The 20,577-nt window shown below is 66.1% G+C and carries 9 protein-coding genes and 1 tRNA gene; 5 read left to right on the top strand and 5 right to left on the bottom strand.

The window, feature by feature from the left end; genetic code table 11:
* Nucleotides 1-45: 45 nt before the first annotated feature.
* The 3 genes from ACFO0A_RS09800 to ACFO0A_RS09790 are packed head-to-tail and all read left to right on the top strand — an operon-like array spanning nt 46 to nt 11,650.
* Nucleotides 46-1,728 carry a ShlB/FhaC/HecB family hemolysin secretion/activation protein gene (locus ACFO0A_RS09800; RefSeq protein WP_379538823.1) on the top strand — a complete coding sequence of 561 codons (1,683 nt, stop codon included), beginning with the start codon at nt 46-48 and terminating at the stop codon, nt 1,726-1,728.
* Nucleotides 1,728-8,549 carry a hypothetical protein gene (locus ACFO0A_RS09795; RefSeq protein WP_379538822.1) on the top strand — a complete coding sequence of 2,274 codons (6,822 nt, stop codon included), beginning with the start codon at nt 1,728-1,730 and terminating at the stop codon, nt 8,547-8,549. Before ACFO0A_RS09800 ends, ACFO0A_RS09795 begins: the two co-directional genes overlap by 1 nt.
* Nucleotides 8,546-11,650 (top strand): CHAT domain-containing protein, encoded by a 3,105-nt coding sequence (locus ACFO0A_RS09790; RefSeq protein WP_379538821.1) that lies wholly within the window; start codon nt 8,546-8,548, stop codon nt 11,648-11,650. Before ACFO0A_RS09795 ends, ACFO0A_RS09790 begins: the two co-directional genes overlap by 4 nt.
* A 58-nt stretch (nt 11,651-11,708) precedes the next feature.
* On the opposite strand, the gene ACFO0A_RS09785 is transcribed toward ACFO0A_RS09790, so the two are convergent.
* Nucleotides 11,709-11,783: transfer RNA gene (locus ACFO0A_RS09785), tRNA-Asn, on the bottom strand.
* Between the two features lie 76 nt (nt 11,784-11,859).
* Entirely contained in the window at nt 11,860-12,639 is a 780-nt protein-coding gene (locus ACFO0A_RS09780) for an NAD kinase (RefSeq protein WP_379538820.1), read from the bottom strand.
* 149 nt (nt 12,640-12,788) lie between these two features.
* Here ACFO0A_RS09780 and ACFO0A_RS09775 point away from each other — a divergent pair, with 149 nt between their 5' ends.
* Nucleotides 12,789-14,102, top strand: coding sequence for an EAL domain-containing protein (locus ACFO0A_RS09775; RefSeq protein WP_379538819.1), 1,314 nt, complete (start codon nt 12,789-12,791; stop codon nt 14,100-14,102).
* Here ACFO0A_RS09775 and mfd read toward each other — a convergent pair.
* Both mfd and ACFO0A_RS09765 read right to left on the bottom strand, forming a co-directional pair.
* Nucleotides 14,099-17,566, bottom strand: a complete 3,468-nt coding sequence (gene mfd / locus ACFO0A_RS09770; protein WP_379538818.1) for a transcription-repair coupling factor — start codon at nt 17,564-17,566, stop codon at nt 14,099-14,101. The genes ACFO0A_RS09775 and mfd overlap by 4 nt on opposite strands.
* Nucleotides 17,567-17,604: 38 nt before the next feature.
* Nucleotides 17,605-17,910, bottom strand: coding sequence for a succinate dehydrogenase assembly factor 2 (locus ACFO0A_RS09765; protein WP_379538817.1), 306 nt, complete (start codon nt 17,908-17,910; stop codon nt 17,605-17,607).
* A 70-nt stretch (nt 17,911-17,980) separates the two neighbouring features.
* On the opposite strand from ACFO0A_RS09765, the gene recG reads away from it, so the two are divergent.
* On the top strand, nt 17,981-20,038 hold the full coding sequence (gene recG / locus ACFO0A_RS09760; protein ID WP_379538816.1) for an ATP-dependent DNA helicase RecG: 2,058 nt from the start codon (nt 17,981-17,983) through the stop codon (nt 20,036-20,038).
* On the opposite strand, the gene ACFO0A_RS09755 is transcribed toward recG, so the two are convergent.
* A complete protein-coding gene (locus ACFO0A_RS09755; protein WP_379539640.1) occupies nt 20,035-20,544 on the bottom strand; it encodes a hemerythrin domain-containing protein in 510 nt (169 codons plus the stop codon). The two genes, recG and ACFO0A_RS09755, sit on opposite strands and share 4 nt — an antisense overlap.
* Between the last annotated feature and the right edge of the window lie 33 nt (nt 20,545-20,577).

Here is a 20,577-nt window from a genome sequence, read left to right as displayed (position 1 = left end):
GTCTCAGCGCGATGGGCCGTTTCGTCGGCCGTCGTATCTTCGGCCATGGTCGGGGTCCTACTTCCTGTGCCCGCCTACGGCCAGGTAAGCACGCCGACTCTGGGCGTTCCGACCCGGGAAGAACTGGAAGGCGTTCGCAACAAACCTCTCGACGAGGCGCCTAAGCTCTCGATCGAAGGCGGTATCGAACGCGCGCCTTGCCCGCTGGCCGATCCACAGTTCGCCGATGTCAAGGTCAGCATCAGCCACGTGATCTTCAACAACCTGAAGGGCGCTACCGAGGCCGAGTTGGCGCCAGCCTCGAGGCCGTTCGCCGGCCAGTCTCAGCCGGTCTCGGTGATCTGCGAGATTCGCGATGCGGCGGCCACGATCCTGCGTAACAAGGGCTACCTCGCTGCCGTGCAGGTGCCGACGCAGCGGATCGAGAACGGCGAGGTCCGGCTCGAGGTACTCTACGCCCGCGTCACTGCCATTCGTGCCCGGGGCGAAACCCGCGGGGCGGAGCGCAAGCTCCAGGAATACCTGGGCCGTATTGCCGAGGACGAGATCTTCGACCGCTACAAGGCCGAACGCTACCTGCTGCTGGCGAGGGACCTGCCCGGATACAACGTGCAGCTGACGCTGAAGCCCGCAGGGACCGTGCCGGGCGAGCTGGTCGGCGAGGTCACCGTCCTGCGGCGCCCCTACGCTCTTGACCTGACCGTTCAGAATTACGCCGCTCGGGCGACCGGTCGCTGGGGCGGCCAGCTTCGCGCTCAGGCGTATGGTCTGACCGGGCTTGGCGACGCGACGTACGTTTCGCTCTACAGCACCGCCGACTTCAAGGAGCAGCAGATCCTCCAGGTCGGGCATGAGTTCCGTCCTGGGTCTGAGGGCCTGACGATCGCCGGACAATTCACTTATGCTTGGACCAAGCCTGACCTTGGCGCGGCTGCGGGTGCCCAGCTCAAAGCGCGCACCCTGTTCGCCGGCCTTTCCGCGCGCTACCCGATCAAGCGCACGCAGGGTTCCAACTTGTGGCTTGGAGCGGGCTTCGACTACATCGATCAGGACGTCGAGTTGATCGCTCCGCTGAGCCGCGATCACCTTCGGGTTGCGTGGCTGCGGGCAGATATCGACGGCGTGGATCTGCGCTCGCGCCGGCCTGGCTGGCGCTACGGAGGAACGTTTGAAGTGCGGCAGGGCCTCAACGTCTTCGGGGCGAGTCCGACAGCGATATCGAGCAGCCGTATCGATGGCGATCCGACCGCGACCCTCGTTCGGGCAGCGGGAGAAGCAGAAGTCGCGCTGGGCAAGAACCTGTCCTTTTCGCTCGCACCGCGCGGCCAGTACGCCTTCGATCCGCTGTTGAGCTTCGAGGAATTCACGGCGGGCAACTACACTGTCGGGCGCGGGTTCGATCCCGGCGTCATTCTGGGCGACAGCGGGGTTGGGGTATCCGCCGAGGTGCGCGGTCCGCGGCTGCCATTCAGTCTGGCCGGCAACGCGGACATTCGTCTTCAGCCTTACGTATTCGGCGACGCCGCGTGGGTATGGAACAAGGACGTATCGGGTTCGCAACGGCTGACCTCGGCTGGTGGCGGCGTCCGTGCCGAGCTCGGCGACCGGTTCCGCCTCGATGCAACGCTGGCGGTGCCGCTCGAGAGGGCGGGCTTCCAGACCAAGCGGGGCGACCCGCGTTTCCTGCTCACGCTTACCACGCGACTACTGCCCTGGAGGAACAACTGATGCTCACGGATCGCAGCCGTCGGAGCCTCACGCTCGTATCGACGTTCGCGCTCGCCACCGCTCTCGTCGTGGGCAGCAATGTCGCCCATGCCCAGTCTTTCAACGGGTCGAGCACCGTGTTCAGCGGCGGGGCCACGGTCACGACGGGGAGCGGCACGACGAACGTCACGGTCACCACCCCGCAGGCCGTGATCGACTGGAGCCCGACCGACACCGCGATCGGCGGTGGGCCGATCGCCTTCCAGTCGGCCGGCACGACCGCCACTTTCACGAACGATCCGGCGATGACCGCCAGTTTCGCGGTTCTCAACCGCATCGTTCCCACCGATCCCACGCGCGCCATCGTGTTCGACGGCAACGTGGTCTCGCGCCTGCAGACCGGCGCGGCCTCGGTGCCCGGGGGGACAGTGTTTTTCTACAGCCCGGGCGGGATCGTCGTCGGCGCGAACGCCGTGTTCGACGTCGGCAACTTGGGCCTGACCACCGCCAGCCCGCTCGTCGACGGGGCGGGCAACTGGTACAACGGCAATACCGTGCAGTTCCAGCAGGCGGTCAGCGGCACGGCCGTGACGATCGCCCAGGGCGCGCAGATCAACGCCACCAGCAACGGCAGCTACGTCGCCGCGTTTGCGCCGATCGTAACGCAGGCGGGCGCCATCGCGGTCAACGGCCAGGCTGCCCTCGTCGGCGCGGAGGCCGGCACCATTACCTTCAGCCCCAATGGCCTGTTCGACATCCAGATTGCCGTGGGAAGCGACGGCGACGGCGCATTCAGCGTGCGCCACCAGGGCTCGACGACGGGTGGCGCGAGCACGGGTGCGGGCGACAACCGCCGCGTCTATCTCGTCACCGCCGCCAAGAACAATCTCATCACGATGGCGATCGAGCGGGGCAGCACGCTTGGATTCGACGTTGCCTCGGCGGCCGACGTGGTCGGAAATGCGGTCGTTCTCTCGGCCGGGCACAATGTCACCGGAGGGCAGATCGCGGGCGCCGCCGGCGGGGCGGCCGGTGCAGACATAACGATCAACGACAGCAGCACCGGGCTGACCGGATCGGGAATCGACTTCACTTCAGCCGTCACGGCGCGGGCCAGCCATTCCCTTTATCTGGACGCATTCCGGCAGACGTCTTTCGCGTCGGACGCAAATCTTTCCGCGTCCGAGCGCGTCCAGGCTACCGCATCGACACTTTCGGGCGACCCGGCGGGCGGCTTGTCTATCGGCGGAAACCTCAACCTGACGAGCGATCGTGCAGTGGTGCCGGTCGGGGCGACGGCGGACGCGGGATCGGCGTTCCTTGGCGCGCTCAACGGCGCGGGAATCCTGGTCGGCGGCAACGCGATCATCACCTCGCGCTCGGCGACCGACGTGAATGGCGACACGATCATCACCGCCGGCAGGGCCGATGTCCTGGCCAATTCGGGTACGATCTCGATCGAAGGGGGAATGGAAGTACGGGCATCGTCCTACACAAATCTCCTGCCGGGCAATTTTGCCGCGATTGGCGGCGATACGACGGTATCGAGCCAGGCCGGCGGCTCGATCTCGGTAGGTTCGGTGCTTCGGCTCGTCGCCGAAGGGATCGCTGCAGGCGGACGGAACGGCACAGGCGGCAATTCTGCTCTGTCCGCTCAGGGCGGCTCGACGATTTCGGTGAACGAGCTGAACATCAGCAGCGACGGCGTTGGCGGTAACGATACAGGTTCGGGTGCCGGCGCCGGTGCGGGCGGCACGGCGCTGATAAGTGCCGATGGCGCGAACACCGCGATAACCATCGCCCAGAACAATTTTACGGGCGATATCAATCAGGGACAGCTCGACCTCGTGGCGGCCGAAGCGTTCGGCGGTGCTACGTCGGGCGGCGGGTCAGGAATCGGCGGCAGCGCGACCGGGGGCACGGTCAACATTGTGTCGTCCGCCGGAGCGCTTATCCAGCTACCGTCGACGGTCGGGACGCTGGGCAATATTCGCGTAATTGCCCGAGGGTCGGGAGGACCTGCAAACACCGGCGGTCTGGCAGGCGGACAGGGCGTCGGCGGCACGATCAATATAACGGTGGATAATGCTACGCTGAACTCGGCCGGTCTGCTGCCCAGCGCGTTCGGCCAGGGCGGCCGCGCGCTCGGCACGGGCACGATCAACGGCGGCGACGGGATCGGCGGCACGCGCAGCATCTTCGTGCGCAATGGCGGCGTGCTCAACACGACGCTGGTCGGGGGATCGGCCGGCGCGCAAGGCGGTAACGCAACCGCGACCGGCAAGGGCGGTGATGCTTCCGGCGGGTTCGCCCAGTTCGTTGTGGACAATGCGACAGTCAATTTTGCCGGGCGCGCAGGGTTCTTCACACAGAACACCGCGGGATCGGGTGGCATCGGCGGGAACGCCAGTGGCGGCAACGTCATCGCCAGCATCATCAACGGCTCGAACGTTACCGTGACCGGCAACGATCCGACTTTCTATGAGTTTTCCGTTTCGGCCAGCGCCTATTCCCACCTCAGCGGCATCGGTGCCGGTACGGGCAGCGTGTCGGCTGGATCCGCCACGATCGAGGTCATCAATTCGACGCTCAGCAGCGCGCGCATCTCGGTCGATGCCGTTGCCTATGCCGGGGGCGACAAGGTTGCGCAGGCGGATGCCGGGACGGGCGGAAACGCCGTGCTCCGGTTGACCGGCGCAACGATCAACAGTGGCGAGGTGCGCCTCGATGCAAGCGGCGTGGGCGGGGAGGTCGATACCAGCGCCCTGGGCCAGGTCGGCAACGGTGGCGCAGGCAGTGGCGGTCTCGCCCTCGTGCAGAACCTTGGTGGCAACAGCCGCATCGTGGGTGGAACCTTGTTCGTCGGTGCCGATGGCAAGGGCGGAAGCGCGCTCGGCCCGTCGGGCAACGGCGGTTCCGGCTTTGGCGGCAGCGCCCGGATCGTTTCGCTGGGTGGTTCGCTGGTGGTCGACGGCGCAGTCGATGTTACCGCGCAGGGAATTGGCGGCGATACGCGCCAGTCCGGCGTCGGCGGCAGCGGCACGGCAGGTGCCGGGGAAGTCTTCGCAAACGGCGGCAACATCGCTTTCAGCAATGCTCTGACGATCGACGGAAGTGCGCTGGGCGGCAGCGGCACGACCGGTGGCGAGGCGATGAGCAACACGATGTTGTTCCCCCCACGTGCGCTACTGCGTGCGCAGAACGGCTCGGTTTCCGTTGTCGGGCTAACGAGCATAATTGCCGACGCGACCGGCGGAAGCTCGATTGGCGGAGGAAATGGCGGCTCTGGACGCGCGGGTTCAGCAGTCATCGACGCGCAAAGCAACCTTGCCGGCAGCAGTCAGATCACCGTTGGCGACCTGTTCGTGAGCGCGGTCGGCAATGGCGGCGCGGGCGGAGATGCGGCCACCGGTTCGGGCATTGCCGGAGGCAGTGGCGGCGCCGGGGTGGGCGGTACTCCCCAGGCCTTTGGCGATGCGGGCAACGGCAATCTGGTGGTGAGCGGAACCTCCGCGTTCGACGCTTCGGCCACGGGCGGCCAGGGCGGGGCAGGCGACGGCGCGGGCGCCGGCGGCATGGGCGGTTCGGCTCAATCCGGTTTCATTCAGGTTGGCACGCGCAGCGGGCCTGACACGCCGGCCAACACGGGCGGCGGGTCGTATGGCGACATCTTCGCATCCTCGGACGCAACCGGCGGCGCCGGTGGGACCGGCGGTGCAACCGGGGTCGGCGGGGCAGGGGGGTTCGGCTTGAGCGGGGCGGCGACGCTTCTCGTTCGCGGTTCGCCGGTCACAGTGGGCAACGTCACGATGAGCCTGACCGGAACCGGCGGAGACGGCGGCACCGGCGGGGGCGGCAGCGGCGCTGGCGGCGATGGCTTTGCCGGAACGGGCAGCGTCACGGTAACTCAACGCTTCCAGCGCACCGAACGTGGATCGCTGACGGGCGGGGACGTCCTGATCGTCAGTTCAGGCAGCGGCGGGGCAGGCTCGACCAGCGGCCTGTCCTACTTTGGCAATGGATCGGGTCTTTTCGTACAGCAGAGCGATGTGACGCTGAACAGCCTTTCGCTGTTCGATTCCGGCACGACGCGCCCCGACTTTACGTTCACGGGCTATACCATCGATGCAGCAACAGGGACGCAGGTGCTGTCGACCATACCGGTCACGGCGACGCCGTTCTCGATAAACGTGATCGAAGGCTCGTCAGTCAACGTTGCGACTTCGCTCACGGTCTCGACCCCGGCAGACGTCATCCTCAACATCGACAATTCGACGCTGAACGCGGGCACCCTCTCGCTCACCGCGGGCAACTTCCTTCTGCCGGCGACTGCGACGACCAGCCCGGGGACGATCAACACAAGCGGATCGCTGTTCGTGGACTCGGGCGGCGACTTCGCGACGACCGCCAACATCAACTCGCAAGGCGCGATCGACCTCGTGCTGGGCGGTTCGTTCATCACCGGCGCAGTCGCATCCAACGGGTACGTTGACATCACAGCGGGCGGATCGATCACCACTGGCGCCATCAGTTCCGCCGGCACGCTCGACCTCGCAGCAGCAGGAACGATCACCACGGGCGCGCTCGTGGCGGGGGACACCATCGGGGTGAACGCAGTCGGCGCCGTCAACGTCGCCAGCGCGAATTCGGGCATCGCGCGGGTCAGCGCCGATCCCGCTGCCCAGTACAACATCGGCTTGCGTTCGCTTGCCTCGGTAACGGCGGGCGACCTGGCTGCGCGCGGCAGCGTGGGGCTTTCGTCCCCAGGAACGATTACGGTCGGCAACGTGAGCGCCGGTTCGCTCATCCTTGCGCTGCCCGGCACGGGCCTGACGACCGGCTCGCTGGCGACGGCTGTCGCAGGCGGACAGGTCTATATCGCGGACTACTCGATGGAGGCGCTTGGCGGGCAGGTGACCCAGACCTTCGATCCAGCGCCGATCCTCGCCACGGGACCCGTGGCGACCGCGGGACCGGTCGCCATAAATGGTACGGTCTCAGCCGGCGTGCTGCGCGCGAACACCGCACAGGCGCTGTCGATCGCCGGGGCGGCCACGCTCGCCCAATCCGTTTCGCTCCAGGCGGCCGGCGGGATGAACCTCCAGAACGTCGACGCCGGCGATTCGCTGTTCCTCGCCAGCAGCGGCGGCTCGATTGCGACGGGCACCCTTACGGCCGGCATCGTGAACCCCAGTCCAAACCCGGGCGCCCTCTACAAGGTCGCGGTTGGCGCGCAGGGGTCGATCACCACCGGCAATATCACCGGGCGACGCGACATCGGCCTTCAGGCAGGGCAGGCGGTCAGCACCGGCAACATCGTCGGCGGCGATATCGTCCTTCTGGGCGGAACGGGAATTGCCACGGGCGGGATGCAGGCTGGATCGGTCACGCAACCCACGGGGCGGATCATTCTCGCCAACACCTCGATGGCTTCGCCCGGAGCCAACGTCTTCTCCAACTTCCAGACCTTGCCGCTGTTCAACACACAGCCGCTCGTGCCGGTGAGCGGACCTATCACCATCTCTGGCGCGGTCACATCCGGGTATCTGCACGCCGCCACGACACAGGGCTTCACCGCCAAGGGGATCGTCGGCGGCTACGCCCTGCAGCCGGGGTCGATCGAGGTGAACGCTGGTGGGCTGGTTTCCGTGGATGGCTTGTGGAATTCACAGGACATCGCAGTGACCTCGGGCGATATCGCCATAACCGCGAACGGGTCGGTCGATGCGGGCAGCGCCGGATCGGTGTTGCTCGCGTCCACCAACGCTGCCGGCGCGTTCATAGGCGACGGTCCGACGGGTCCGGGCTACGCCCTGAGCAGCGCGGAATTCGCGAAGGTTTCGGCTGGCGAGATCGATATCGTCGGCACCGATCTTCCGCAGAACGTCGCCGACATGACGATCGGTAATCTTTCGATCAACGCGAGCCAGCTTTATCGGCCGGACGGTCTCGTCCTGTTCGCGACGGGCAATCTGACTACGCAGACGCCGTCCGGTACCCTGCGGGTCGATGGCGCGATCACGGGAACCGGTTTCTCACCGACGAACTACCTGGAATTTTACGCCTCGCGGTTCGAAATGAACGCCGCGACCGGATCGATCGCGGTTGCCGATGGTACGGGCGGTCTTGGCGGTATCGTGCTGATCGACGCCGCGCAAATCCATGTTGCCAGCGACCAGATCCTCCAGAAGCTGCGCGTGGACCCGCTTTACTCCGGACATGCGGCCGAGCTTAACGCCCCGGCTGCGGTGCAGCGGCCGGGTGGGGTGTTGAAGGCCTTGGGACTTGAACTCTATCCGGTCGAGACGCTGTATATCCAGAACACCGGTACCGCGCTGGTCCCGGCAGGGTTCTTCACGACGATCGACAATAGCGACATCACTCCCCCTGCAACGCAAGTGGGCAGCGGGGTCAAACTCGTGATCAACGGCCAGCTCTTGACTACGACCGGGACCGTCACCGGCCAGCCGGCATACCAGCTCGTAATCGACAATGCCCAAAGCCTCGCGGGCTTTACCGGCACCAGCCAGATCAACGGGTGCGCGCTGACGACCGGGGCGTGCACGAATCTGGCAGCGGACCCTGTCGCCGCGATTTCGAGCGAGGTCGCGATCGTGTCGCAGGATACCTTGCAGGAAGAGCCCTTCAGCGACACCGCCGAAAATCAGGACGAAGCGGAGGCCGATGCCGCTTCATCGCCGATTGCGCCCCCCGCGCCGCTGATCGACACGCGCCCCCTGAACCCGGCAATCGAAGTGGTCGAACCCGTTGCCGGGGCGGGCAATCCCGCGCTCATCGGGTCAGCCGTCAACGAAACCACCGCAGAGGAGCAGCGCCAGTGAGCCGCCCCATTCGTCGCTTGTCGCTCAGGGCCGCAGTGGCCCTTGCGCCGGTTTGCACCATCCTTGCCGTGGCCATCGCTCCGGTTTCGGCACTCGCCCAGGCGCAGCCGTTATCGATCCGCAACAGCTTTCGCGTCGGGACTTCGGGCGTTGCCTGCACGGCCCAGATTTCGACCGCTGACGTGCGCCTGAAGGGCATGTTCGACCGGGGCTACCTACTTAGTTGCCGCGATGCCGCGGGCGCCGTCGGCAGCCTGATCGCCGTGCGCCGGAACGTCGCGCTCGGCAGCGAGCCGTCGGCCTTGGCCGCCACCGCGTTCGAGTGCGGCGAGGCCGGCCGATCGACGCTCGACGGCATCGGAGCGGTGGATACAATCAGTTGCCGCGATCCCAAGTCGAAGGTCGATTATCGCCGCTACGCGGTTCGACGTAACGGGGTGTCCTATCTGGTCGAAGGCCTGGCGGGGTACGATCCCGCCTTGCGTCTCGCTCTGGCTACCGTCGTGAACGACCGCCCCCAACCCGGTGAGATCCGCGTCGCGAGCACCGAGGTGAGCGACGCGGCTGCGTTCGCGCGGGTCCAGGCCGGCTTACTCGACGCGCAGAACGCGCGCGACGAGGCATATCTGCGCAACAACGGCGGACGCTTCGCGGAATCCTCCGAGTTCTTCGAGAACCTGGTTCAGAAGGATGGCGCGAACGGGCCGGGCCTTGCAGAAGCACTCGCCAACCAAGGTCTTCAACAGAGCAATCTGGGCAACTTCGGCACCGCTGCCCGCCTGTTGAGCGAGGCAGAAGGCAAGGCGGCCCGCAGTGACGGGGTCAGCCAGCGGCTGATCCGCAATTACCGCGCGATCAACGCGCTGAACCAGCGCAAGCCGTCCGCTGCGTTGGCCGAATTGGGCAAGGACGTCGTTCCCGTTGGAACCGAGATCAATGACGGCAACTTGCGCGAGGGCTACATTAACCTGCCGCTCTCAGAGCAGATCAACCGCGAAAACCTGGGGCTGCAGCGGCTCGGCGGGATCGACGCCAGCCTGACCCCGGCAGAGCGCGCCGAAATCCTCGACGCGCAGGCACAGGCGCTGACGGGCACGGCAAAGCGGCAGGAGGGCAAGCTCGACGAAGCGGCCAAACTTTTCGCATCGGCGGGCGAACGTCTTGCGGCTATCCGCGACGGGCGGGTGCAATCGACCGGATGGCTGCGGTCGGAAATCCTCATCGAACTTGCGCTGATTGCGGAGGCCCAGGGCCGGGCGAGCGATGCGGGAACATCGTTCGACCGCGCCATCGCCGCGATTGGCGAAGCCTACCCGCAGTCCCCTGCGCTGCTTGCGGCACGGGCGCGCAAGGCTGCGTTCCTTGGCCGGAGCGGCGACGGGACTGCAGCGCGAGCAGCCTATGCATCCATCGTCGAAGACAGTGCGACCGTGCCTGATGCCGGCTCGACGCTGCGCTACATGCTGGCGCCGTATTTCGGCCTGTTGGCTAACGACGGCTCGGCCGAAGCGCCCGCAGCTCTTTTCAAGGCGGCCCAGGTTCTCCAGCGGCCGGGCGTGGCGCAGACCCAGGCCATTCTTGCCCGCGAGATGTCCGAGGGCAACGACGACGCCTCCGCGCTTTTCAGGCTGTCCGTGGCAAGATCGCGCGAAATCGCGCGGACGGAGGCCGAGATTGCCACGCTCAGCGCCATTACTGCGCCGACGCCACAGGACATCGAGAATTTGAGCGTGGCGCGCGAATCTCTCGAAAACCTGCGTCGCGAGCAGACCGAACTCGTCTCGAAGCTCTCTGCATTCCCGCGCTACAACGTGCTGAGCCCGCAAAGCGTTTCGCTGACCGACCTCCAGGGCGCGCTGCGCGAAGGCGAGGCGTACTACAAGCTGATGGTGGTGAGCGACGAGCTCTACGCGCTGTTCGTCACCCCTTCGGCTGCGCGGATCGTGCCGATCGAAGGCGGACGGGCGGCGCTGGAAAAGGACGTCTCGACGATCCGCGACAGCATCGTGCGGATCGAGAACGGGGAGCAGGTGAACTATCCGTTCGATGTCGTGCGGGCGCGCCAGCTCTATCTCAAGCTGTTCGGGCCGATCGACGCAGCGATGCCGGGCGTGAAGCACCTGATATTCGAGCCCGATGGGCCGATGCTCCAGCTTCCGCCTTATCTGCTCGTCACAGGGGACAAGGGCGTCGATGCGTATCGCGCAAGAACGGCCCGGGCCGGATCGGACGCCTTCGACTTTACCGGGGTGGAATGGCTTGGGCGCGGACGCGAGGTTTCGATCGCGGTCAGCCCGCGCGGGTTCCTCGACATCCGCGCGCTCAAACCTTCATCCGCGCCGCGCAGTTACCTCGGGCTGGGTCACAACGCCGTGCCCTCGGTGCGACCCGTCGCGGCGGTTGCGACCGAGTGCGACTGGCCGTTGGCAACCTGGCAGGCGCCGATTGCGGCTGACGAACTCTATTTCGCGAAGGCCAAACTAGGTCGCGGCGGCAGCGAGGTGATCACCGATGCCGGATTCACCGATTCGGCGCTGCTCGCCAATCCCACGCTCGACGAATATCGGGTGTTGCACTTTGCCACGCACGGGCTGGTGACGGCGCCGCGACCTGACTGCCCGGCGCGACCCGCGCTCGTCACTTCCTTCGGTGACAGCGGATCGGACGGATTGCTGAGCTTCCGTGAGATCTTCGACCTCAAGCTTGATGCGGACGTCGTCATCCTCTCGGCTTGCGATACCGCGGGCATGGCGACGGTCTCCGCCTCGCGCGAAGCGGGCGTGACGACCGGGGGCAACTATGCGCTCGACGGCCTCGTGCGGGCTTTCGTCGGCGCGGGCGCACGATCGGTCGTTGCCAGCCACTGGCCGGTGCCGGACGATTTCGACGCGACCAAACGCCTCATCGGCGGAATGCTCGACGCCGCGCCGGGCGAACCGCTGGCACAGGCGTTGGCCGATGCGCAGGAGAAGCTGATGGACGATCCCGATACTTCCCACCCGTTCTACTGGGCGGCGTTCATAATCCTGGGAGACGGGGCGAAACCGATCGTTCCCGCGCGCACCGCGTCTGCCGCGGAGCTGCCAAAGCCGGCGCGATGACGACGGCGGCGGGTGCGAACCGCGGCGCGGCTCGTGCCCGTTCAACTATGTGGAAAGTTGGCTCCCCGAGTAGGATTCGAACCTACGACCAAGTGATTAACAGTCACCTACTCTACCGCTGAGCTATCGGGGAGCGATCCGGTCTCCCGGACAGGGGTGGGCCTATACCACCCGATATGTATTTGGCAAGCGCTGCCGAAACTTGGCTGTCAGACCTGGAACTGCTCGGTCACGATCCTCTCGTCGAGGCTGTGTCCGGGATCGAACAGCAAGGTCAGGCGGCGGTCCGTGGCGATGGCCAGATTCACCTCGCGAACGTCGCGAAGTTCCTTCTGGTCGGCCACAACCGCGACAGGCCGCTTGTCCGGTTCCAATACGCGAAAACCGATCTGGGAGTGGTCAGGCAGGATTGCTCCGCGCCAACGCCGGGGGCGAAACGGGCTGATCGGCGTGAGCGCCAGCATGGCCGAGCCGAGGGGTAGAATGGGTCCGTTTGCCGACAGGTTATAGGCAGTCGAACCAGCGGGCGTCGCGACAAGCACGCCGTCGCAGGAAAGCTCGGCAATACGCACGCGGCCGTTGACCGTTACCTCGATCTTCGCGGTTTGGCGGGTTTCCCTGAGCAACGAAACCTCGTTGATCGCACAAAGCTGGTTTGTCTCGCCATTTGCGCCGACCGCGGACATGGCAAGCGGCGACACGTCGATTGCGCGGGCTTTGGCGACCCGGTCGAGGATCGGCTTGCTGCCCCTTGCCTTGTTCATCAGGAACCCGACCGTGCCCAGGTTGAGGCCGTAGGCCGGCAAGACGCGATCGCTGTCGAGCATCTGGTGCAGCGTTTGGAGCATGAACCCGTCGCCCCCCAGGACGACCACAGCCTCGGCTTCCTCCAGCGGAACCCAAGGCGCGGCATCGGCAAGTGCCGCGGCTGCATCTTCGGCACGATCGGTGGACGAGGCGAGAAGCGCCAGGCGCGTAAGTGCGGGCATCGTCTTGCATTCCCTCTCGCCGGCCCGCGGCCATGCCTTCGTTTCTGGTCTATGGACGCTCTCGTTGCTTGGCAACGGGATAGCGCCATCTTTACCCGCGGGATGCCCGAACCATTTTGAAAGATTGATACGCTAGACCGGCCGCGTACATGGCCAGCACGGCACAAATAATCGCGGGCGCAGATCACGACGCCCTGACAGGGCTCGCCTCTGCCGCCGCCGCGCGCCGCTTGCTCGACGCCTGGGCCGAGGCGACCGCCTCCGACGATACCCCTGTGTTCGCGATGTTGATCGGCCTCCAGCGCCTTCAAGGCATCAACCATGCGTACGGCCGGCCGGTCGGGGATGTCGCGCTGGCGGAAGTCGCCCGGCGGATAAGGCAGTTCGCGTCCCAAGAACTTGACGGGCACTGGCTGGCGGCGCGGATCGGCGGCGGCGACTTCCTCCTGGCGACACGGTCGCCGTGCAGCCGCGCGAAGTGGCAATGGCTGGCGCATGCCCTGGCCGACATCATCGCAAGGCCGCTGGGTACGGCAGGGGCAACTCTGCGGCTCGCCCCGCGCATCGCATTGCTTCACGCAGTCGAGCCGCAGGCAAGCGAGCGGCTGCTCGACAGCCTCAGCCAGGCGCTGGCCGCCGCGCGAAGTCAGCCCGGGCGCCGCCTCCAATGGGCCGACGGACGGCAATCGACGAGAGGGCGCAGCGCGGCGGCGATGGAGGCGGATCTGTTGCGCGCGATCGACGCAAACGAGATCAGCGTGCTTTTCCAGCCTCAGTTCGCGGCGGGGAGCGGCCTTCTCGTCGGGGCTGAGGCGCTGGCGCGATGGGACCATCCCGTACTGGGTAGGCTTGGCGCGCCGACCCTGTTCGCGGTGACGGAGCGGGCCGACCATACGGTCCAACTTTCACGGCATATCGCGTCGCGGGCGCTGGCCCTGGCGGGTCAGTGGCCGGCAGAGAGGGGGCTGCGCCTGTCGCTCAATCTCGCTGCTGCAGACCTTGCTGCCGACAGCTTCGTCAAATCTATCAGCGATGCCATCGAGCGCGGCGGGATGGCCCCCACTCGGCTCACTCTGGAGGTGACCGAGCAGGCGCTGCTCGTCGACCTCGAGTGCGCGGCGGACGCCTTCAGCGAACTTTCACGCGCCGGCGTGAGGATCGCCCTCGATGACTTCGGAACGGGGTTTTCCAACTTTTGGTACCTGAAAAACCTGCCGCTCGATTACCTCAAGCTCGACCACAGCCTGACCGACGATGTGCTTGTCGCCCCCCGCGACCGGGCGATCCTGCGCGCCATCGTCGGCATGGCGCGCGCCCTCGATCTCGAAGTCGTCGCGGAAGGAGTGGAGAGCGAGGAGCAGCTTGCCATGCTGGCCGCAGAGGGCTGCGATTATTTCCAGGGGTTCGTGCGCGCCGGTCCGCTTTCGCACGACGACTTTCTGCGCTTTGCCTCGACCAACTAGGCTGCCTTGCGCGCGATCGCGGCAAGGCCCTTGGTCAACTGGATCAGGCCGTTGAGGCGGGACGCGGGATCGCCCCAGACCCGGCTGATAACCAGCTTGTGATCGGGACGCAGCCGCGCGGTGCCCTTCAAGCGCTCGACATAGGCGATCAGGCCCGCGGGATCCGGGAAGTCGTCGTTCTGGAAAGTGACCAGCGCTCCCTTGGCCCCGACATCGATCTTCGCGACGTGGGCTTCGATGGCCTGGCGCTTCACCTCGATCAGCTTGAGCAAGTTCGCGGTGGGAGTGGGCAGGGGACCGAAGCGATCGATCATTTCCGCCGCCAGCGCCTCGACCGCGCCTTGTTCCTCGGCGTCGTTCATGCGGCGGTATAGCGCCATCCGCACAGCCAGGTCGGGCACGTATTCCTCGGGGATCATGATCGGCGCATCGACCGTGATCTGCGGACTCAGGCCCTCGCGCTTGCGGTGCGTGCCGTCCACGCCCGCTCGGAGTTCCAGAATCGCGTCCTCGAGCATCGACTGGTACAGCTCGAAGCCCACTTCGCGCACGTGTCCTGACTGTTCGTCCCCCAGCAGGTTACCTCCGCCGCGAATGTCGAGATCGTGGCTGGCTAGCTGGAAGCCCGCGCCCAGGCTGTCGAGATCTCCGATGACCTTGAGCCGCCGCTCCGCGATTTCCGAAAGGACCTGATTTTCGGGCGTCGTGAGGTAGGCGTAGGCCCTAATCTTGGCGCGACCGACGCGGCCGCGAAGCTGGTAGAGCTGGGCAAGTCCGAAACGGTCCGCGCGGTGAATCACGATGGTGTTCGCGCTCGGGATGTCGAGCCCGCTCTCGACTATCGTCGTAGCGAGAAGCACCTCGTAGCGGCGCTCGTAGAACGCGCCCATTCGTTCCTCGACCTCGGTCGGACTCATCTGACCATGAGCGCTGACGAACTTTACCTCGGGCACGTGTTCGCGCAGCCAGTCCGAGACCGGCTCCATGTCCGAGATGCGTGGCACGATGATGAAGCTCTGCCCGCCGCGATGATGCTCGCGGAGCAATGCTTCGCGCATGACCATGTCATCCCACGGCATGACATACGTACGCACGGCGAGGCGGTCGACCGGCGGGGTCTGGATCGTCGAAAGCTCGCGCAGCCCCGACATGGCCATCTGCAGCGTGCGCGGAATGGGGGTGGCCGTCAGCGTGAGGACGTGAACGTCCGACTTCAGCTGCTTGAGCTTTTCCTTGTGCGTGACGCCGAAGCGCTGCTCCTCGTCGACGACGACCAGGGCAAGCCGCTTGAACTTGATCGACTTCGACAGAAGCGCATGCGTGCCGATCACCACGTCCATCGTGCCGTCGGCGAGCTTGTCGCGTGTCTCGGCGGCTTCCTTCGCAGGCACCAGCCGTGAAAGGCGGCCGACATTGATCGGGAAGCCTGCGAACCGGGTGCTGAAGTTGGCGTAGTGCTGGCGCGCGAGGAGGGTGGTTGGCGCGATGACGGCGACCTGGAAGCCGGCCATCGCCGCAACGAATGCGGCCCGAAGCGCCACCTCGGTCTTGCCGAACCCGACATCGCCGCAGACGAGCCGGTCCATCGGCTTCCCGCTGGCCATGTCCGACAGCACATCCTCGATCGCGCGCTCCTGGTCGTCCGTTTCCTCCCACGGAAAGCGATCGACGAACTGCCCGTAGCTGACGTGATCCACGGGCAGGACTTCGGCTTGGCGCAACGCGCGCTGCGCGGCGGTACGCATGAGCTCGCCGGCAATTTCGCGGATGCGTTCCTTGAGTCGCGACTTGCGCCGCTGCCAGGCCTCGCCGCCCAAACGGTCAAGGCCCACGCCTTCGTTCTCGCTGCCGTAGCGGGTAAGGACGTCGATATTCTCGACGGGGATGTAGAGCTTGTCGCCGCCGGCGTAGCTCAACGCAACGCAGTCGTGCGGACTGTTGCCTACAGTTATCGGCGAAAGGCCCTCGTAACGGCCGATGCCGTGGTCTGCGTGGACGACCAGGTCGCCGACGTTGAGCGCGGACAGCTCGGCAAGGAAGGCGTCAGCGCTCTTGCGCTTCTTCTGTCGACGGACGAGCCGGTCGCCGAGCAGGTCCTGCTCGGTGACCAGTTCGATCTGATCGTTCGCAAAGCCTTGTTCCAGCGGCAGGACCAGCGCCACGGCACGTCCTTTGGCCGAAAGGCCCAGCGCTTCCTGCCAACTGCTTGCGAAGAGCGGTTCCTGCTTGCCGGCCTCGCCCAGCAGCGAGGCAATGCGCGCCCTACTGCCCGCGCTGTAAGCCGCGAAGAGCGGCTTGCGCCCGGACCGGCCGACCACGGCGAAATGCTTTGCCGCAGCGTCGTACGGGTTCTCGCCGCGGGTACGTTCCGGCGTGAAGTCGCGCGCGCTGGAAAATCCGAAGTCGATGACGTTGGGCGATTCAGGTTCGGCGAAGATGCTGGCGCGGTGAATCGGCCACGCGGCGCTGGCGCGCGAGAATTCCGCATCGTCCAGATAGAGCGCATCGACGGGCAGGGGACGATAGCTACCCTTGCCCGCACCTTCGGAACGCGCGGCAAAGTAGTCGGCGATGTCGGAGAGGCGGGATTCGGCGGCACCGATCGCTGCGGCATCGATTACCGCGACGTCGCCGCTGGAGAGATGATCGAACAGCGTCGCCATCTTGTCTTCGAAGAGCGGAAGCCAATGTTCCATGCCGGCGAGGCGGCGCCCTTCGCTGACTGCCTGGTACAAGGTGTCGCCCGTGGCGTTCGCGCCGAACCTTTCGCGATAGCCGCGGCGGAACCGCTTGATGCTGTCTTCGTCCAGCAGCGCCTCGCTCGCGGGCAATAGCAGGTGCTCGGCCAACGTACCGGTACTTCGCTGGCTGATCGGGTCGAAGGTTCGCAGCGATTCAAGTTCGTCGCCGAAGAAATCCAGCCGCAGACCTTCCTGCAGGCCCGAAGGGAAGATGTCGAAGACGCCGCCGCGCACGGCGAATTCACCTGCATCGACGACAGTATCGGTCCGGCCGTAGCCCTGCCGCACCAGCAGGGCGATCAGGCTCTCGCGGCCGATCTCGGTTCCTGGTTTGAGCAGGCGGACGCTTTCGCGAATCCGGAAGGGCGAGAGCACGCGCTGCAGGACCGCATTGATCGTCGAGACGACGAGCTGGGGCCGATCGGGGCGGGCTTGCAGGCGATGCAGCGCGCTGAGACGCCGGGCGCTGACAACAAGCGCGGGCGATGCGCGGTCATAGGGCAGGCAGTCCCACGCCGGGAATTCGATGACTTCGAGCTCGGGCGCGAAGAATGCCGCGCTCTCGCTTACGCTGCGCATCCCGGCTTCGTCAGGCGCGATCCACAGCGCCCGGCCTTTTGCCGCCCGCGCGATGTCGGCCATGACCAGAGGCGCAGCCCCGCGCGCCACCGACGAAAGCGTAAGCGGGGTGGCGGCAGACAGGATGCGGGCGATGTCGGGCATTGCGAAAGGGAAACCTCAGGACCGGGCGGCGTTCCCGCCTAGCGGCGTATTTCGACGTAATCGAGCAACTGCATCGCGGCCATCTGGGCACCGGCATATTCGGACGGTACCGACTGCGTGCCCAAGGCCCAGGCCATGACGTCGACGTCGTCTTCCTCGATCAGCGCCTCGAACCAGGCGATATCCTTATCCGTCCAATCGGCGTGATATCGGTCGAAAAAGCCGCCGATCATGTAGTCCGCCTCGCGCGTGCCGCGATGCCATGCGCGAAACTTCATCCTCCGCAGTCTCTCATCACGAGAGGGAGGGGCGGCCGAGGCGCCGGTCTGCTCGAAAATCGCCATGATGCGCCAGCGCCTAGGAGAGTGGGCGCGGGGTGGCAAGGCGCGGCGCGGCTCCCTATCACCGCAGGCGATGCGCCCCGCGACTCTCAATCCGCTGTTTGCCGAAGTGACCGGGGTTGTCGGGGTGGGCCCTCGGCTCGGCCGCCCGCTGGAGCGCCTTGGACTGACCCGGCTGCGGGATCTCGTCTATCACCTGCCCGAGCGGTTTGTGCAGCGCCGCGCCGTGCGCAGTCTCGACGAGGCGAGCGTGGGGGAGCAGATCGTCGTCGCGATGACCCCGACCGAGTATCGCGCCTCCGCGGGTCGCGGCCCGTTTCGCATCATCGCGCGCGATGGCGACGGAGACTTTGTCGCGCTGACATGGTTCGGCCGCAACGCCGGCTGGGCGCGGAAGTCGCTACCGCTGGGTGAGCGGCGCTGGATCGCCGGCCGGCTCGACCAGTTCGGCCAGACGCTCCAGATGGTCCACCCGGAGCATATCGCCGAGGACAGCGGGGCGTTGCTGGGTCAGCTGTGCGAGCCGGTCTACGCGCTGTCCGAGGGGCTGACGCTGGGCCGGTTGCAAGCCCTCGTCGAACAGGCATTGGCCGCAGCTCCCGACCTGCCTGAATGGATTGAGCCCGGGCTGTTGGAGAAGATGGGGTGGCCTGCCTGGCGCGAGGCCCTGCTCCTGGCGCACAAGGGCGAACACCCCGCCGCGCGCGACCGTCTGGCCTATGATGAACTCCTAGCCAGTCAGCTTGCCCTGATGCTGGTGCGACGCTCGAACCGGTCACGGAGCGGGATACCTCTGAAGGCCGATGGCAGCCGTCGGGCGAAGGTCTCGCTGCCGTTCGGACTGACCGGGGCGCAGAAGCGCGCGATCGGTGAAATCGAGAGCGACATGGCGCAGTCCGCCCCGATGCTTCGCCTGCTTCAGGGCGATGTCGGATCGGGCAAGACGGTAGTGGCGCTCGAAGCGCTGCTGATCGCGGTCGAGGCGAGCGCCCAGGGCGCGATGCTGGCACCGACGGAAATCCTTGCGCGCCAGCATTTTGCGACGTTGTCGCGGCTCGCCGCCGGGACGGGTGCGAACATCGCACTGCTTACGGGACGCGACAAGGGGCGTGCGCGCGAATCGATCCTCATGGGGCTGCTCGATGGCTCAATCGATATTTGCGTCGGCACCCACGCGATCTTTCAGGAGAGCGTGGCTTACCGCAATCTGGCGATGGTCGTGATCGACGAGCAGCATCGCTTCGGAGTGGGCCAGCGGCTGCTGCTGACCCAGAAGGGGCGGCGCGTGCCGCATTGCCTGGCGATGACCGCAACGCCGATTCCGCGCACGCTAACCCTTGCTCAGTACGGCGAGATGGACGTCTCGCGGCTGGACGAGATGCCCCCGGGGCGCCAGCCCATCGACACCCGGGTCGTCGCCGCCGAGCGGATCGGAGACGTAGTCGCGGCGGTCGAGCGGCACCTTGCGGGCGGCGGGCAGGCCTACTGGGTGTGCCCGATGGTGCGCGAAAACGAGGGCGAGGACCTGGCTGCCGCCGAAGCTCGCTTTGCCGCACTCAAGGAGAGGCTCGGCGATTGCGTGACCCTCGTTCACGGGCAGCTTCGACCCGAAGCCAAGGATGCGGCCATGGCCGAGTTCGCCGCGGGAGAAAAACGCCTTCTGGTTGCGACGACCGTGATCGAAGTGGGCGTCGATGTGCCGAACGCAACGCTGATGGTTATCGAGCAGGCGGAGCGTTTCGGCCTTGCCCAGCTGCACCAACTGCGCGGACGCGTCGGACGCGGGGAGGGCCATTCCGTCTGCCTTCTGCTGAGGGGCGAGGCGCTGTCGGAGACGGGGCGTGAACGATTGGCGCTGATGCGCGAAACTCAGGACGGGTTCCGCCTGGCCGAAGAGGATTTGAGATTGCGCGGCGGCGGTGAGCTTCTGGGCACTCGCCAATCGGGAGACACCCCGTTCCGCGTGGCCGATGCCGAACAGATCCAGCGCCTGCTACCGCTGGCCCACGACGATGCGCGTTTGCTGATCGAGCGGGATGGAGGATTGGACAGCCCGCGCGGCGCTGCCGCGCGGGTGCTGCTTTACCTTTTCGAGCGTGACTATGGAGTCGCGCTACTGCGGGGTGGCTAGACCGCCATCACCTTAACAACCCGCGGCTCGGCGGGTGGAAGACCGCCGGCTTCGGCCTGACGCATCAGTTCCTGCTTGCGGGCCATCATCCGGTCGCGAAGTGCCACCAGGTCCACGCCGGCTTCGCGAGCCTGGGCAAACATGCCCTCCGATCGCGCTTCCTCTTCGGCGACGTGATGTTTGATCTCTTCGGAGAGGACCTTGACCTTGGCGTCGTAGTAGTCGTCGTCCGGACCGCCGGACATGATGTCGTTGATGAGAACCTTGGCGCCGTCATGCTCGACATAGGCTTCGTTGAGGGTGTCGTCCTCGATCTTGTCCTGCAGCGCCGGGTAGAAGATCTCTTCCTCGATCGTCGAATGGATCTTGAGCTCGTTGCAGATCTGCTCGGCCAAGGCCTGCTTCTTGCCGCTGGTCGCGGATTCGAACTTCGCGAACAGATCTTCGACCTTGCGATGATCTGCCTTCAGCAGCGCGATGGCATCGGTAAATTGCTGGTCGGCCATGGAAATGTCCTCGTTGCGTTGGGGGTTGCCCAT

Source organism: Novosphingobium tardum (assembly GCF_042652045.1).
Lineage (GTDB): Bacteria > Pseudomonadota > Alphaproteobacteria > Sphingomonadales > Sphingomonadaceae > Novosphingobium > Novosphingobium tardum.
Note: the sequence above shows the minus strand (reverse complement) of the source record. Positions and strands in the feature narration are given on the sequence as shown.

Excerpts from the sequence above, each read along its gene's own strand:
- mfd (WP_379538818.1), bottom strand. The coding sequence starts at position 17,566 with ATGCCCGACATCGCCCGCATCCTGTCTGCCGCCACCCCGCTTACGCTT.
- recG (WP_379538816.1), top strand. The coding sequence starts at position 17,981 with ATGCGCCCCGCGACTCTCAATCCGCTGTTTGCCGAAGTGACCGGGGTT.
- ACFO0A_RS09755 (WP_379539640.1), bottom strand. The coding sequence starts at position 20,544 with ATGGCCGACCAGCAATTTACCGATGCCATCGCGCTGCTGAAGGCAGAT.
- ACFO0A_RS09765 (WP_379538817.1), bottom strand. The coding sequence starts at position 17,910 with ATGGCGATTTTCGAGCAGACCGGCGCCTCGGCCGCCCCTCCCTCTCGT.
- ACFO0A_RS09775 (WP_379538819.1), top strand. The coding sequence starts at position 12,789 with ATGGCCAGCACGGCACAAATAATCGCGGGCGCAGATCACGACGCCCTG.
- ACFO0A_RS09780 (WP_379538820.1), bottom strand. The coding sequence starts at position 12,639 with ATGCCCGCACTTACGCGCCTGGCGCTTCTCGCCTCGTCCACCGATCGT.
- ACFO0A_RS09800 (WP_379538823.1), top strand. The coding sequence starts at position 46 with ATGGTCGGGGTCCTACTTCCTGTGCCCGCCTACGGCCAGGTAAGCACG.
- ACFO0A_RS09795 (WP_379538822.1), top strand. The coding sequence starts at position 1,728 with ATGCTCACGGATCGCAGCCGTCGGAGCCTCACGCTCGTATCGACGTTC.